This window comes from Aliibacillus thermotolerans, assembly GCF_027853235.1.
In the GTDB taxonomy this organism is placed as follows: Bacteria; Bacillota; Bacilli; order Bacillales; family Marinococcaceae; genus Aliibacillus; species Aliibacillus thermotolerans.
The window spans coordinates 1-13552 of record NZ_WKJG01000022.1; the positions used below are offsets into that span (position 1 = coordinate 1).

At 43.0% G+C, this 13552-nt stretch carries 15 protein-coding genes; 12 read left to right on the forward strand and 3 right to left on the reverse strand.

What is annotated here, in order from left to right:
- Positions 1 to 614 precede the first annotated feature (614 nt).
- From GJS40_RS01530 to GJS40_RS01585, 12 genes are all read left to right on the forward strand, one after another.
- A complete protein-coding gene (locus GJS40_RS01530; protein ID WP_270895591.1) occupies positions 615 to 866 on the forward strand; it encodes a GlsB/YeaQ/YmgE family stress response membrane protein in 252 nt (83 codons plus the stop codon).
- Positions 867 to 992: 126 nt separating this feature from the next.
- Complete coding sequence (gene spoIID, locus GJS40_RS01535; protein ID WP_270895592.1) at positions 993 to 1964, forward strand: stage II sporulation protein D; 972 nt, start codon at positions 993 to 995, stop codon at positions 1962 to 1964.
- A gap of 77 nt (positions 1965 to 2041) precedes the next feature.
- Positions 2042 to 2842, forward strand: a complete 801-nt coding sequence (locus GJS40_RS01540) for a peptidoglycan DD-metalloendopeptidase family protein (RefSeq protein WP_270895593.1) — start codon at positions 2042 to 2044, stop codon at positions 2840 to 2842.
- Between the two features lie 1531 nt (positions 2843 to 4373).
- Positions 4374 to 6308 carry a DUF294 nucleotidyltransferase-like domain-containing protein gene (locus GJS40_RS01545; protein ID WP_270895594.1) on the forward strand — a complete coding sequence of 645 codons (1935 nt, stop codon included), beginning with the start codon at positions 4374 to 4376 and terminating at the stop codon, positions 6306 to 6308.
- A gap of 40 nt (positions 6309 to 6348) precedes the next feature.
- Positions 6349 to 7020: a 3'-5' exonuclease gene (locus tag GJS40_RS01550; protein ID WP_270895595.1), complete on the forward strand. Its 672-nt coding sequence runs from the start codon at positions 6349 to 6351 to the stop codon at positions 7018 to 7020.
- A gap of 124 nt (positions 7021 to 7144) precedes the next feature.
- Positions 7145 to 7423 carry a sporulation transcriptional regulator SpoIIID gene (gene spoIIID, locus GJS40_RS01555; protein WP_270895596.1) on the forward strand — a complete coding sequence of 93 codons (279 nt, stop codon included), beginning with the start codon at positions 7145 to 7147 and terminating at the stop codon, positions 7421 to 7423.
- Between the two features lie 421 nt (positions 7424 to 7844).
- A complete protein-coding gene (gene mreB, locus GJS40_RS01560) occupies positions 7845 to 8858 on the forward strand; it encodes a rod shape-determining protein (RefSeq protein ID WP_270895597.1) in 1014 nt (337 codons plus the stop codon).
- A gap of 25 nt (positions 8859 to 8883) precedes the next feature.
- Complete coding sequence (locus tag GJS40_RS01565; protein WP_270895598.1) at positions 8884 to 9690, forward strand: flagellar hook-basal body protein; 807 nt, start codon at positions 8884 to 8886, stop codon at positions 9688 to 9690.
- Positions 9691 to 9720: 30 nt separating this feature from the next.
- On the forward strand, positions 9721 to 10554 hold the full coding sequence (locus GJS40_RS01570) for a flagellar hook-basal body protein (RefSeq protein WP_270895599.1): 834 nt from the start codon (positions 9721 to 9723) through the stop codon (positions 10552 to 10554).
- Between the two features lie 24 nt (positions 10555 to 10578).
- Positions 10579 to 10875 (forward strand): DNA-directed RNA polymerase subunit beta, encoded by a 297-nt coding sequence (locus GJS40_RS01575; protein WP_270895600.1) that lies wholly within the window; start codon positions 10579 to 10581, stop codon positions 10873 to 10875.
- 32 nt (positions 10876 to 10907) lie between these two features.
- Entirely contained in the window at positions 10908 to 11339 is a 432-nt protein-coding gene (gene fabZ, locus GJS40_RS01580; protein ID WP_270895601.1) for a 3-hydroxyacyl-ACP dehydratase FabZ, read from the forward strand.
- Between the two features lie 13 nt (positions 11340 to 11352).
- The gene (locus GJS40_RS01585; protein ID WP_270895602.1) at positions 11353 to 11529 is read left to right on the forward strand and encodes a hypothetical protein; all 177 of its coding nucleotides are present in this window, start codon (positions 11353 to 11355) and stop codon (positions 11527 to 11529) included.
- A 197-nt stretch (positions 11530 to 11726) separates the two neighbouring features.
- Here GJS40_RS01585 and GJS40_RS01590 read toward each other — a convergent pair whose 3' ends face one another.
- The 3 genes from GJS40_RS01590 to GJS40_RS01600 all read right to left on the reverse strand — a co-directional run bounded on the left by GJS40_RS01590 (position 11727) and on the right by GJS40_RS01600 (position 13455).
- Positions 11727 to 12590, reverse strand: coding sequence for an MBL fold metallo-hydrolase (locus GJS40_RS01590; protein ID WP_270895603.1), 864 nt, complete (start codon positions 12588 to 12590; stop codon positions 11727 to 11729).
- Positions 12591 to 12700: 110 nt separating this feature from the next.
- The gene (locus GJS40_RS01595) at positions 12701 to 13276 is read right to left on the reverse strand and encodes an amidase (protein WP_270895604.1); all 576 of its coding nucleotides are present in this window, start codon (positions 13274 to 13276) and stop codon (positions 12701 to 12703) included.
- The gene (locus tag GJS40_RS01600) at positions 13273 to 13455 is read right to left on the reverse strand and encodes a hypothetical protein (RefSeq protein WP_270895605.1); all 183 of its coding nucleotides are present in this window, start codon (positions 13453 to 13455) and stop codon (positions 13273 to 13275) included. Before GJS40_RS01600 ends, GJS40_RS01595 begins: the two co-directional genes overlap by 4 nt.
- Positions 13456 to 13552: the final 97 nt, after the last annotated feature.

A 13552-nucleotide genomic window follows, 5' to 3' on the forward strand; every position in this document is an offset into this window, starting at 1 on the left:
TCTTCGCAAGGAAGCCTTGCGATTAACCGTAGGAACTACGGGGATAGCCTACTAAATATTCGCTCGATAGAGCGAAGTTCGTAGGAATCTCCCACTTCTAAGCGAAGCGAAAGTGGGAGTAGTTCAAAATATTGGAATCTGCATAACTCTTGGGAGGACAGGGCTCTCATTGTAGCACTCCATATCGGTGCCCCTCCTATCTCCGTCCAGGTTGCTTTTCTCATTGCAGCACTTCATTTCGTTGCTCTAAAAAGTTGGAATTTGCTCTCTGTATGCTGCTACGTTCTGAACTAACCACTCGTATAGCTAAGCATATGTACTGAATATGTCTTGTTTCCTGCTTAGCCGTGCTCATTTCATCCCAAAAATACGATCAGTTAGAGGGCATGTCTCCGCGCTAACACTAGTTTAAACTTACTAAAGAATCGTTCCATTCCGTGATTTATATTTTCACCTTCAGATTGGACACGCTTTAAATAGACCTTTTCACAAAGATAAACAGGAAAAATGATACGCGTCGTTTTTCCTGTTTTTAAATAAAAGAGTTCAAACAGTCAAAAAAGAGGGAAGTGCTTAATATACTTCTAAGACAACTTAGAAAAGGAGTGAAGTGGATGGGTCTTATTTTATTTTTAATTATCGGTGGGGTTATCGGTTGGATTGCTGGTTTAATTCTTGGGAAAGACATTCCCGGGGGCATTATCGGAAACATTGTTGCTGGTGTCATCGGTTCTTGGATAGGTAGTTTGCTATTTGGAGAATGGGGGCCTGAATTTCAAGATATTTATGTCTTTCCAGCACTTTTAGGAGCAATTATTTTCATTGTTATTTTAAGTATCATTTTAAAAATTTTAAACAGATCTTAAAAACAAAGCCAGCTTGGATTTTTTCAAGCTGGCTTTACCTCTTTATCGCCATTCTCACTCATACGAGTTTCTTTCGTCGCATACATTGTACAAGACAACCTTATAGATGACAGGAGGAGTGGGACGTTGAAGCGGTGGCTGCTTTATTTCATTCTTTGCATGATTGTATTTTTTTCCATTCCTGTCTTTCTTGTTCTTCTTTTTCAAGAAGAACATCAGCAAAATACTTCCGAAACAAAAGATCGAGAAGCGACAGAAATTATTCGGTCTGATGAGCCGATGGTCATTTCTGTGTTTCGAACGGAGATGGAAAAAGTGGAAGAAGTGGAATTAGAAGATTATGTCGTCGGTGTCGTCGCTTCTGAAATGCCTGCTGAATTTGAAATAGAAGCTTTAAAAGCGCAAGCACTCACAGCTCGTACGTATGCTGTGAAACAGTTCACTGAACCGACCGACATTGATTTACCGGAAGGAGCTTTTGTGACGGATTCAGAAACGCATCAAGTATATCACAGTGAAGAGGAATTAAAAGAATTATGGGGAGAGGATTATCAGTGGAAAATAAATCGGGTAAAAGAAGCGGTGGAGGCGACAAAAGGGCAAGTGTTAACGTATGAGGGAGAGCTCATTACCGCCGCTTTTTTTTCGACAAGTAATGGCTACACAGAAAATGCGGAAGATTATTGGGAAAATCCGGTACCTTATTTGCAAAGTGTCGAAAGTCCATGGGATACGGATTCCCCGCGGTATCATAATTCAAAAAAAATACCGATTGCAACCGTGGAAGAACGGCTCGGTACAAAAATAGCATCCACATCTGTGGGAGAGATTATTTCTCGGACGAACAGTGGAAGAGTGAAGGAAGTAACGATAGGAAATGATACATTTACCGGACGGGAAGTGCGGGAGAAATTAAAGCTTGATTCTTCTGATTTTGAAATGGAACGAGCGGGAAATGACATTATATTCCATACGAAAGGTTGGGGTCACGGAGTTGGAATGAGTCAATACGGAGCACTTGGCATGGCAGAAGAAGGGAAACAATATACAGATATTGTGAAACATTATTTCAAAGGGGTCGAAATTGTCACGCTGTAAGGAAAAAGTAAAAATTTTTTAGACAATAGGTATAAATTTCCTCACATCTGCTCACAATGGGTGCTGAGGTGATAGGAATGAAAGAAGAAAAACAGCGTGAGACGACCTGGAGCAAATTATCGAAAAAGCCATGGTTTTGGCCTGCTCTTTATCTCTCCGTTTGTGCGGTTCTTTTAGGTGCATATTTTCTTATTCAAAGTCCAACATCTATGGATCAAGCGGATGAAGAAGACTTTGAGATGGAAAGAGAGTGGGACGGCGCTTCGGATGATTTTGAGGGCGGGGAAGACAGTTTCCCAACCGCTGCTAGAGATGAAACATTGCAAATGCCGGTGGCAGACGAAGACAGTGTAGAAATCATTCACCATTTTTATGACCCGGAAGCTTCCTTAGAAGAACAACAAGACGCACTTGTATATTACAACAATATGTACTATCAAAATACAGGGGTCTGTATTGCTCGTGAAAGTGATGAGACTTTTGAAGTCACCGCCGCTGTTACTGGTGAAGTTGTCAAAGCAGAAAAAGATGACATTCTTGGCCATGTCGTTGAATTGAAACACGACAACGGCATCGTCACTGTCTATCAAAGCTTAGAAGACTTACAAGTAGAAGAAGGCGATACCGTCACACAAGGAACGGTCCTTGGCATGGCAGGACGTAGTCTCTACCACAAAGACTCCGGTGTCCACGTACACTTTGAAGTAAGAAAAGACGGAGAACCAATTGACCCAACGGACGTCTTCCATCAGTCACTGGAAGACATCGGAATTCCAAGTGAAGACGAGTTAACAGAAGAAGAGGAAGAAGACGATTCCTCTAATAAGGAAGAAGAAACAAGTGAGAAAGAGCCTGCTGAAGAAGATGATGCGTCTTAAAAAAGAATTCCCCCCGCATCAAACACAAGGAGCTGTCCAAAAAGTCATGCTTGGTGACTTTTTGGACATTTTTTGTTACCGCTTCATCAAAAATTGCTTCTGGAAACGTCTTTTGGCCGAATAGGCATGTTTCCAACACCAAATTGTTGATGGAAATAAGTCATGGATAGTCATGCCATCGTTTCATCAAAGTATTGCTTGTGGAAACAAGCCATGGATGGGTCATGCCATCGTTTCATTCAAAAATAGTTTGTGGAAACAAGCGATGAATGGATCATGGCAAACACCATTGTGAAAGTAACCCATGCACGATGTATGGCACCATTTCAGCGCTAAATGATTGTTGAAAGGAACGCTCGATTTATTTTTCAGGACTTATTAACAGCCTCGTGGGTAATTTACAAGTGTACGTTTTCACGCGATCGTTCTTATTTGCGGACAGTTCCTTTATTCCAAGTGCCATACGACTGATTTTATGCAGAAATGGGAAAAAAGTGTCGTATGAAAGAGGAGGATGAGAAAAATTACGTGATTGATGCTTAAGATTTCGGTTCATACGACCAATCTTTACTCGGAAAGTGAAATGAGATGTCGTATGATCCTTTCATGGAACCACTGTTGACGCAAAAGTTCTGTTGAAGTGTCGCATGAAAGAAGAAATGGGGAAAATTAGGTGATACAAAGGCGAAAAATTGCTTCATACGACGCATTTTTAGCAAAAAAGAACATTGAATCGTCGCATAAAAGCTCCATGCGACGTTTATTCCATCAAAATCCTGAATAAGTGTCGTATAGCAAGCAAAAAAGAGAATAAATGGAAGTGAAACGCTTATTTTACGTTTCATACGACTCTTTACTGCTAAGAAAAGAAAATAAGTGTCCCATGACCGTTTCATGTGACCCGTTACTCCTAAGAAAGGAAAATAATTGTCTTATGACGGTTTCATACTTCAAAAGTGGTCGCATGAACCTTCTACTTGTAAGTGACATCCCTTCCATAGCCCCGCGTTCGTTCAGTCGCTTTCCACCTACACGCCCACGCTCGAGTTCGCTTCGGGTCGCTGAGAAGCCAAAGAGCGTCTTCTATCAGCGCCTTTCCAGCGCTTGTCACGGCGACCCGTCTTGTTCTACATTTTTTTCCATTCAATACAAATCAAAAGTCAAAGGCCATACTTTTGTCCTCGTCCTTTCTTCGTCTCCGCACCGAAGCGGTTGCCTAAATATGCGTACAAAAATTAGGTGCCGGAAATACTTGTGTGAGAAGGATATCGAGAAAAACTTGCCACAAACTTCTAACCCTTTTTTCTTGCATTTTTCCTTTCAGTTTGTAATAATGTGTATTATAACAGTTTGAAATCTTCAGGCAATACTGATAACGCTTTGGTTTGCGTGAATTAGATAAGTGCTGCAAGTAACAGTCTGTTGTAAACTGTATTCATTCTTTCGCCCTATAAGATGACGTTTCTTTTTTCATGACATTGTTAGCGCTTTCATTTTGTAACTTTTGTTTTGGCAGAGGGGACGATGTGTGATGGGGAAGGATTTAGCATCGTGGACGAATTATATTCAACGGCATCCTCTCTTTTCCGGGGCAAGTGAGGATGCGTTTACGGAATTCATGGAAGATTGTCAAGTGAAAAGATACGAAGCGGGAGACCACATTTTATATTCGAAAAGCTTGCGAGAAGGGCTTATTTTAATATTGGAAGGAATGGCGGAAGTATATGTGACCGTCCGCGGTCGCAGCAATGAGGCGGAAGTGTTGGAAGTGGTGGAACCGGGTGAAATGGTGGGGCTTTCTAGTTTGGCTGATTTTCTCGGGGAGCCGAAAAGAGAAGAATATTCCCATACCGTTGAAGTTCGGGCAGTGGAAAATGTTGTTTGTCTCCGTATTCCGTATCACATCATTGAAAAGCGTTGGGAGCACGATCACGTTCGTGACTACATTTTGCGACAAGTTTCCATCCGCCTCCGTGATATTTATGCGTCTCTTGCGGAACAAGTTTATCTTGCGAGTCAATGGGGAGACAGTGATCCTTTTATAGAGCGAGTTCAAGACATCATGACAGCGCCCCCGGTGAAAGTAAATGTGGATACTCCGTTGTCGGAAGTCGCTTATCGGATGACGTCGAATAATGCGAGTTCGGTCATAGTAGAAGAAAATAATCGTCTCGTTGGTATTATTACAGAAACAGATCTCGTGAAGCGAGTGATTGCAGCTGGTATAGAGAAAGAAGGAACAGCAAAAGATGTGATGACTGCTTCCCCGCTTGTCATTTCAAAGCTCGCTTATTACTACGAAGCGATGGCCAATATATTCGTGCAAGGTGTGAAACATTTACCGGTGACAGAAGACGATGATCCGACTAAAGTGGTCGGGATGATTACTTTATCAGACTTATTAAAAAAGCAACACCGCGGTAAGTTCAACATTATACAAGAGATTGAACACGTCACAGAAGAAACTCTTCCGACAATCAAAGACAAAGTTTACGCGGTGCTCGGCAATTTAATTGAAGATGAAATTCCTGCTTTTCACACGTTGAAAATTATTACCGAATTCAATGATCGGCTCATTAAACAATGTGTGAAAATGGCGGAAGAAGAGACGCGAAAAGATTACGGAAAGCCGCCTGTTCCATATGCCTTTTATTTAATGGGAAGTGCCGGACGAGCGGAACAATTTATGTTTACCGACCAAGATCATTTTCTCGTTTACCATGATCCGGAAAAACAAGAAGACAAAGATCGGATTTCCATGTACTTTCGTAAGCTCGGTAACGCCATTGTTCTTTGGTTGGAAAGAGCAGGCTATAAACGTTGCGACGGAAACATGATGGCAAGTGAACAAAATTGGCGCGGGTCCATCACCAATTGGGAAAGCCGGCTTCATACATGGGGACTTAGAGCGACCAATGAAAATATTTTACTTTCCAACAACTTTTTATCTTTTCGCTATCTCCATGGAGATGAACAGTTGCACGATGACTTTGTCAAAATGGTTGCGAAAAAATTTGAAAAATCACAAATTTTTTTATTTCGTGCAGCTGAAATTGAATTAAGTAATTCCATTCCGAATTTGGATCATCCTATACGTGCATTGTTTCGCTTAAAACGAACCGGAATGGATATAAAAAAGCATGCGCTTTTTCCGTTTCACCACGCCCTCCAAATCTTAGCAGCAAAGCATGAAGTTTACGGAATGACACCGTACGACATGGTGAAAAAATTAGAAAAGAAAGAAGTGTTTACTGCCTCTTTTGCTGACGAACTATTATTTGCCTATGAAACGATTTTACGCATTCGTATGACGCAATCATGGCAACGATATGAACGCGGGGAAACAAACAGCAGTGAAATTAAATTTATTCATATGAGATCAAGAGATAAAGAAGCACTTATGATTGCATTGAAAACCATTCGAACATTACAGGCCTATATGAAAAATGCTTTCGGTATGTTGTAAAGACTTACGAAAGCATCGGGAGAGAAGGGAGTTAGGGCTTATGTTTATGTTTTGGAAGAAAAAAAACCGACATTTTCACATGGCGCAACCGGTATCCATGAACACCCCCTTGTCCGAGTTGACGTTTACCGTTTTTGACACAGAAACGACCGGGTTTTCGATTCAAAAAAATGACCGTCTTATTGAAATTGGAGCGGTACAAGTAGAAGGATTGGAAGTGACGGATAAAACGTTCCATACGTTTGTCAATCCATCCCGCGAGATCCCTCCCCATATTACGGAGTTGACGGGAATTAAAGAAGAAGATGTACGAGATGCTCCCCCTGCCTTTGAAGCAATTCACGATTTTTATCAATTTATGCAAAGGGAAAAAAGCGATGGCTGGGGAGGTCATTATTTATCTTTTGATGTGATGGTATTAAAGAAAGAATTGCAACGAGAAAAATATACTTTCGCTGAACCAATGGGAATCGATACGTTAGATTTAATTGGCTTTTTAAATCCAACAGGAGATATATGTGATTTAGAGCATTACGCCAAACGATATCACACGACAACGTTTCAACGTCACAGTGCCCTTGGAGATGCGAAAACAACAGCCCATTTACTTGTCGCTTTACTTCGTCACATTGAAAAGAAAGGAAAGAAAACCGTCCTTGATCTTATCAATATAAAACGGAATGAATACGGCACCGTCACCCCTGTCTTTTGAAAAGACGGGGTTTTTTAGACAAAAATCGGTGAATCCCTTGTCCTATCAGAGTTTTTGGTATATCTCGCCCCCTCTTTTAATAAACTGTACTAAATCACCAAGAAGAGAGTGGGAGGCGAGTGGTGTGCATGATTACATCAAAGAACGAACGATCAAGATGGGAAGGTATATTGTGGAAACTCGCAAAACCGTCCGCACAATAGCAAAAGAATTCGGAGTATCGAAAAGCACAGTGCATAAAGATTTAACAGAGCGGCTACCAAACATTCATCCGGAGTTAGCGAAAGAAGTGAAGGCCATTCTTGATTATCATAAATCGATTCGACACATTCGTGGCGGAGAAGCAACGAAGAATAAATACTCAAAAAAAAGAGCGAAAACCGAAAAAGAACCTTCCATCTAACGCTTCCTTCGAACAAGATGTCTGAATAATGAAATAAGAAGGCTGTCTCCAAAGGGCTCTCCGCACTCTTTTGAGACAGCCTTCATCCATGATGCCCATCGAAAAGACGGTTTCATTTCTCTTCATTGGAAAGTAAGAGAAGCATTTCTCTTTCATGACGAATATGGTAGAATAATGTATTAAGATGAATCGACTATATAGAGAATTTGACGATAGAGAAAATGATAGAGAATAGGTCGAACGTCGCAAAAAGAGAGAGGCGCCCGGGTCACATGTCGCGCGAAGAACGAAATTAACAACGGTGTTAATTTCGGCATTTTTTCGTCGGTGAGTTTTTCTCGTCTGGAAACGGATGAATGGAGGCGATGAAGGACGCGATAGACGAAACGGTTGTCAATGTATTGAAGGAGGAAAAAAAGGAATGTTCGGAAGAGATATCGGTATTGACTTAGGTACTGCAAATGTGCTCGTACATATTAAAGGACAAGGAATTGTACTAGATGAGCCGGCGGTCGTCGCTATTGACAATAATACAAAACAAGTCCTTGCGGTGGGGGAAGAAGCTTTCCAAATGGTCGGTAGAACACCGGGAAATATCGTCGCCATCCGTCCGATGAAAGATGGGGTCATTGCAGATTTTGACCATACCGAAGCGATGCTGAGTCATTTTTTAAAAAAAGTAAACGCAAAGAGTATGCTCTCTAAACCACGTATTCTCATTTGTTGTCCGACAAATATTACGTCGGTAGAACAAAAAGCGATCATCGAAGCGGCGGAAAAAAGCGGCGGGAAAAATGTTTTTATCGAAGAAGAACCGAAAGTGGCAGCCATTGGAGCCGGAATGGATATCTTCCAACCGAGTGGGAACATGGTTATAGATATCGGTGGCGGTACGACGGATATTGCTGTGTTGTCGATGGGATCCATCGTTACGGCGACGTCAATTAAAACAGCAGGTGACCAGTTTGACATAGATATTTTAAATTACATTAAAAAGGAATATAAGCTTCTTGTCGGTGTACGGACGGCGGAAACAGTGAAAACAGAAGTTGCTACCGTCGCTCCGAATGGGAAAGAACAAGAACCGAAAGATTTAGATATTCGTGGTCGTGACATGGTAAGCGGCTTGCCGCGGACGATTACGATTACATCGGTAGAAATATATGACGCGTTGATGGAATCTGTCAATCACATCGTCCAAGCTGCTAAAAACGTCTTAGAAAGAACGCCACCGGAATTATCAGCGGATATTATTGATCGCGGAGTGTTTTTAACCGGAGGAGGAGCGCTTTTAACAGGGATTGATGAACTCCTTGCGGAAGAATTAAAAGTCCCTGTTCTTGTTGCGGAAGATCCGATGCACTGTGTGGCGAATGGCACTGGGATTATGCTTGATAATCTCGACAAAATGTCCAATAAAAAAGTGAAAATTTAACGGGGTTGGAAAGGAGAGTAACCGTATGTTAAGAGGTTTTTACGGAGTCGCATCCGGAATGATTGCCCAACAACGAAAAACTGAAATGCTGACGGATAATTTGGCAAACGTCCAAACGCCAGGGTATAAAGAAGACCAAAGTTCCATTCGCACTTTTCCGGAATTGCTCATTCAAGCGCGAAATACGTCGTCTTTTCCGCCTCATCGTACCTCTACGCCCATTGGAGACTTAGCGACGGGGGTTTACATGCAAGAGCGGACGATGAACTTTCGCCAAGGAGATTTGCGGGAAACGGAACGTTCCACTGATGTGGCACTATTACAGATGACACCGGCCGCGGAAGGAGCTTATTTTTTCGTTACACAAAATGAAGACGGCGAAATCCGCTATACCCGCAATGGAAATTGGACAGTGGATGGCGAGGGCTTTTTGACAACATCGGATGGTTACTACATTTTAGATGGTGCCGGAGAACCATTGGAAGTAGGAAGTGAGCGTTTCACAGTGAACGAAAACGGAGTAGTTACGGATGAAACGGGCGCGCTCGTTGGACAAATTGACGTCGCCTTTGCGGAAGATCCCCACGCATTGGTGAAAGAAGGAAATGGCCTCCTTCGTTCGGAAGACGGGGAATTGCCGAGCGGCATCCCGGAAGCGGGGACGGAATACCGATTAGCGCAAGGGTTTTTGGAACGTTCCAACGTTAATGTCGCTGAAACGATGACAGATTTGATGAATTCTTATCGTATTTTTGAAGCGAATCAGCGCATGATGCAAGCCTATGATCAAAGCATGCAACGCACCGTAAACGAAGTCGGTCGTCTTGGCTAATGAATAACAAAGAGTGAAGGAGATTTTCATATGTATCAATCGATGCTGTCGTCAGCGAATACGATGAATCAAATCCAACATAAACTGGATAGTATTTCCCACAATCTTGCAAACAGTAACCGAACCGGATATAAAAGTCGCGAAACGACATTTTCTGACTTACTTTTTCAAGAAGTGAATAACCAATGGTATCCGGAAAATCAAGCAGGGAGACTGTCGCCGAACGGACTTCGTGTTGGAACCGGCGCAAAAGTGGCACAAACCGCCTTGCGTTTAGATCAAGGAGCGGTTCATCAGACCGGTCGCGCCCTTGACTTTGCGATTACGGAAGAAGATTACTTTTTTCAAGTGGAAGGACCGGACGGAGATATTCGCTACTCTCGAGACGGTGCGTTTTATTTAACAGAAGACCCGGATAATCCCGGTGGCTGGACACTTGTGAATAGTCACGGAGAATTTCTTATCGGCGCTGAAGAACGGTTTGACATCCCGGCCGGCGCTCGCGATTTTACGCTACTTGCTGACGGAACGCTTCAAGCAACCCTTCCAAACGGAGAAGATGTGATTGTCGGAGAATTTGAGCTCGTTCGCATCACGAAACCACAGCTTCTCGAGGCCCTTGAAGGAGGCAATAGTTTTCGCTTCCCGGATTTGGCGGAACTCGGTTTAGCGGAAGCAGATGTCTTGGAATACGTGGAAGCAGATGACCGCCTCGTCATGCAAGAAGCATTGGAACAATCGAATGTCGATTTGACCAAGGAAATGACGGATATGTTAGAAGCCCAACGCCACTATGCTTTACAAGCTCGAGCCCTTTCTCAAGGAGACCAAATGATGGGGCTCATTAACTCAGTTCGTAGCTAAACTTTTTAAAACGGAGATAATATCATGATGACGGACAAAGAAATACCTCAAACACGTACAACTGAAGAAGAGCAGGATAAAACGCATCAGAAAGAAAAAGGAAAAGTGACCCGAGCGGAAAAAAGGAAACAAAGACGGAAGTTTCGGCTTCGTTCCCTTGCGTTATGGCAAAAAATGCTCCTCGTACTTGCCTTTTTCTTCTTCTGTATCATTACTGGACTCTTTGTCGGATACGTCATAGTAGGAGGACCGGATGATGCACTTTCGATTTACAATTGGCGTACGTGGGTAGACTTGTACGATTTTATCAGCGGCAATTGAATGTTGTCAGTATAAGAAAGGAAGAAAAAGTGATGCTAACAATTGAAGAAATAAAAGAAATTATTCCTCACCGCTATCCCTTTTTACTGATTGACCGAGTGTTAGAGGTAGAAGAAGGAAAACGAGCCCGTGCCATCAAAAACGTCTCTATCAACGAAGAATTTTTTAACGGCCACTTTCCTGACTATCCGGTAATGCCTGGTGTTTTCATCGTGGAAGCCCTCGCGCAAACGGGAGCTGTGGCACTTTTGAAACAGGAAGAAAACAAAAATAAGCTTGCTCTCTTTGCCGGAATTGAAAACTGTCGCTTTAAAACCCAAGTTCGACCAGGGGACCAACTGACGCTTGAAGTGGAAATTACAAAAATGCGCGGGCCAGTTGGACGAGGAAAAGCAGTAGCCAAAGTGGATGACAAAGTCGCGTGCGAAACAGAATTACTTTTTGCCTTACAAGATCGCAACTGAAGGAGGTGAAAACGTGAAAGCTTGTATTTACGGCGCTATCATTCTTATCATCATCACAATCATCGGCTCCATTCTCGGAACAACCGGTCCATCGATTGCTGACATCATTGCACCTGTCATCGCAACCATCATCACATGCGCACTCTTTTTCCTTTTTCTAACGCATGAACAAAAAGAAACGGAGTCTTGACGCTTCAAAAGGGCTTGCTGATTGGCTCCGTCTTTCCCTCTCGCTACTGAATAGGTCATAAGCGCCGAAGTTATCATACCTATTACGCTTGATGATGCTACCACCAGAATTGCGCTGGCGCTCCGAACGAGCGATCACTCGACTATGCTCACCAAAAACACCTAGCTTGAAGTTCGTTTTCAAGCTAGGTGAAAACATTAGTGGGTCGGCTGGACGTAGCGACCGTCATCCGGTACGGCAAGTTCATCAAAATGATTGGCTAATTTCTCTAACCCTTCTCTTAGTTCTTTCCCCGACACCGGTTCTCCGTGTCCGGTGACCGCCATTATCGGTTGCAACTTTTGCAATTTCTGGACGGACATTTTCGCGCTTTCCCAATCTGGTGTGAAATAGCGAGGCGGACCATTTATTTCTTTATCTTGGGTAATGACTTTGTATAATGAGTCTTGTTTTACCGTTACAAATGCGTCTCCTGCGATAAGCATCCGGTCTTTTTCCCGAAATAAGGACACATGCCCCGGTGTATGCCCCGGTGTATGAAGCCAGCGCCATTCGGGCAACTCCGGCACGCTTCCGTCAGCAGGAAGCGCTTTGACATTCTCTCCTAAATCTATCGGCTCATTTGGAAAGATTGGGGAAATTTTTGCAACTAGACCGCCTTCTACAGCTCCGTCTGGTTCCGGATAACTGGATTGTCCGGTAACATAAGGGAGCTCTTTTTTGTGGGCATAGACCGGGACTTGCCATTTTCGCACCAAATCAATAACGGCTCCGACATGATCAAAATGTCCATGGGTGAGGATGATTGCCTTCGGTTGACTGTTTTCACCGAAACGATGCTCCACGGCGGATAAAATAGCATTCGTCGACTCCGGCATGCCTGCATCAATAAGCACCCAATCACGCGGTTTTTTCGGATTTCCAACAAAAACAACATTTACAATTTGGTTTGTGAAACAATAAACATCGGAGGTAACTTCCAGTCCAATGCCGCTTGAAAAAGATGTTAGAGGCATCCATCTATTGTCCATGGTATCCTTCATGCCATCACGTACATTCATTCCCACTCACATCCCATCTTTTAAAGGGTGGATGGAACGATTCCATCCTTCTTTATTTTGAGGAAAAATCTTTGATGTATGTATCTATAAAAAGGAAAAAGCGAAAGGGATTATGCCCTTACGCTTAACGGTACGGTTTGTTCCCACACATTTCCGAATGTATCTGTTCCGGTAGCAAGCGTTGCAAGCCCTGCCGCAAGAGACGCTGCTTCCCCGCTACTCGACCCGCCCACCATATAGTGAGTATTCCACGGATTTTTTGTCGCACCGTAAAATGGATTCGTCCCGGTGGATCCTATTGCCATCTGGTGCATGTTCTGCTTTCCTAACATGATCGTGCCGGCCTGCCTCAGTTTTGTCACAATGGTTGCTGTCTCTTTTGGGACGAAATTCGCAAACAGCTTTGAGCCAATCGTTGTTCGAATTCCTTCTGTTAATTTATTATCTTTTATGCCAATTGGGATACCGTGAAGCGGTCCGCGGTCAACTCCTTGCATGATTTCTTTCTCTGCTTGTTTCGCTTGTCTAAGCGCGACATCAAAAAGAGGAGTAATATACGAACGAAACGTTGGGTCAAACATTTGGATTCGCTCTAACAGTTTATTCGTCACTTCGACTGGAGACACTTGACAAGCCCGAATCAAAGGTGCAAGTTCTCTTGCAGTATAAAATGCTAACTCACTCATTGAAGCAACTCCTTATCGACAATCGTCATCGGCACTTCCTCATTCAAATCGGGAAACGCCAGAGTCGCTTTTTCTGACTCGTAAATGGTATCGAGAATGTGAAAAATCTGTGGTACATCCTCTCGGAACACCGACAATCCTTGTAAACGTAAAAGTTTCTGAATAGCGTATCCATCCATCAAACCCCTCCTTTCAATGAGTGATATCACTATATGACGATGGCGATAGAACATGCATAAAGAAGGAGAAAGCCATTTCATGCAAGGGTCTATGAGC

Coding starts and splice junctions, on each gene's coding strand:
- GJS40_RS01565 (WP_270895598.1), top strand. CDS start 8,884: ATGTTAAGAGGTTTTTACGGAGTCGCATCCGGAATGATTGCCCAACAA.
- GJS40_RS01545 (WP_270895594.1), top strand. CDS start 4,374: ATGGGGAAGGATTTAGCATCGTGGACGAATTATATTCAACGGCATCCT.
- GJS40_RS01570 (WP_270895599.1), top strand. CDS start 9,721: ATGTATCAATCGATGCTGTCGTCAGCGAATACGATGAATCAAATCCAA.
- GJS40_RS01590 (WP_270895603.1), bottom strand. CDS start 12,590: ATGAATGTACGTGATGGCATGAAGGATACCATGGACAATAGATGGATG.
- GJS40_RS01595 (WP_270895604.1), bottom strand. CDS start 13,276: ATGAGTGAGTTAGCATTTTATACTGCAAGAGAACTTGCACCTTTGATT.
- GJS40_RS01540 (WP_270895593.1), top strand. CDS start 2,042: ATGAAAGAAGAAAAACAGCGTGAGACGACCTGGAGCAAATTATCGAAA.
- GJS40_RS01600 (WP_270895605.1), bottom strand. CDS start 13,455: ATGGATGGATACGCTATTCAGAAACTTTTACGTTTACAAGGATTGTCG.
- GJS40_RS01530 (WP_270895591.1), top strand. CDS start 615: ATGGGTCTTATTTTATTTTTAATTATCGGTGGGGTTATCGGTTGGATT.
- GJS40_RS01550 (WP_270895595.1), top strand. CDS start 6,349: ATGTTTATGTTTTGGAAGAAAAAAAACCGACATTTTCACATGGCGCAA.
- fabZ (WP_270895601.1), top strand. CDS start 10,908: ATGCTAACAATTGAAGAAATAAAAGAAATTATTCCTCACCGCTATCCC.
- GJS40_RS01575 (WP_270895600.1), top strand. CDS start 10,579: ATGATGACGGACAAAGAAATACCTCAAACACGTACAACTGAAGAAGAG.
- mreB (WP_270895597.1), top strand. CDS start 7,845: ATGTTCGGAAGAGATATCGGTATTGACTTAGGTACTGCAAATGTGCTC.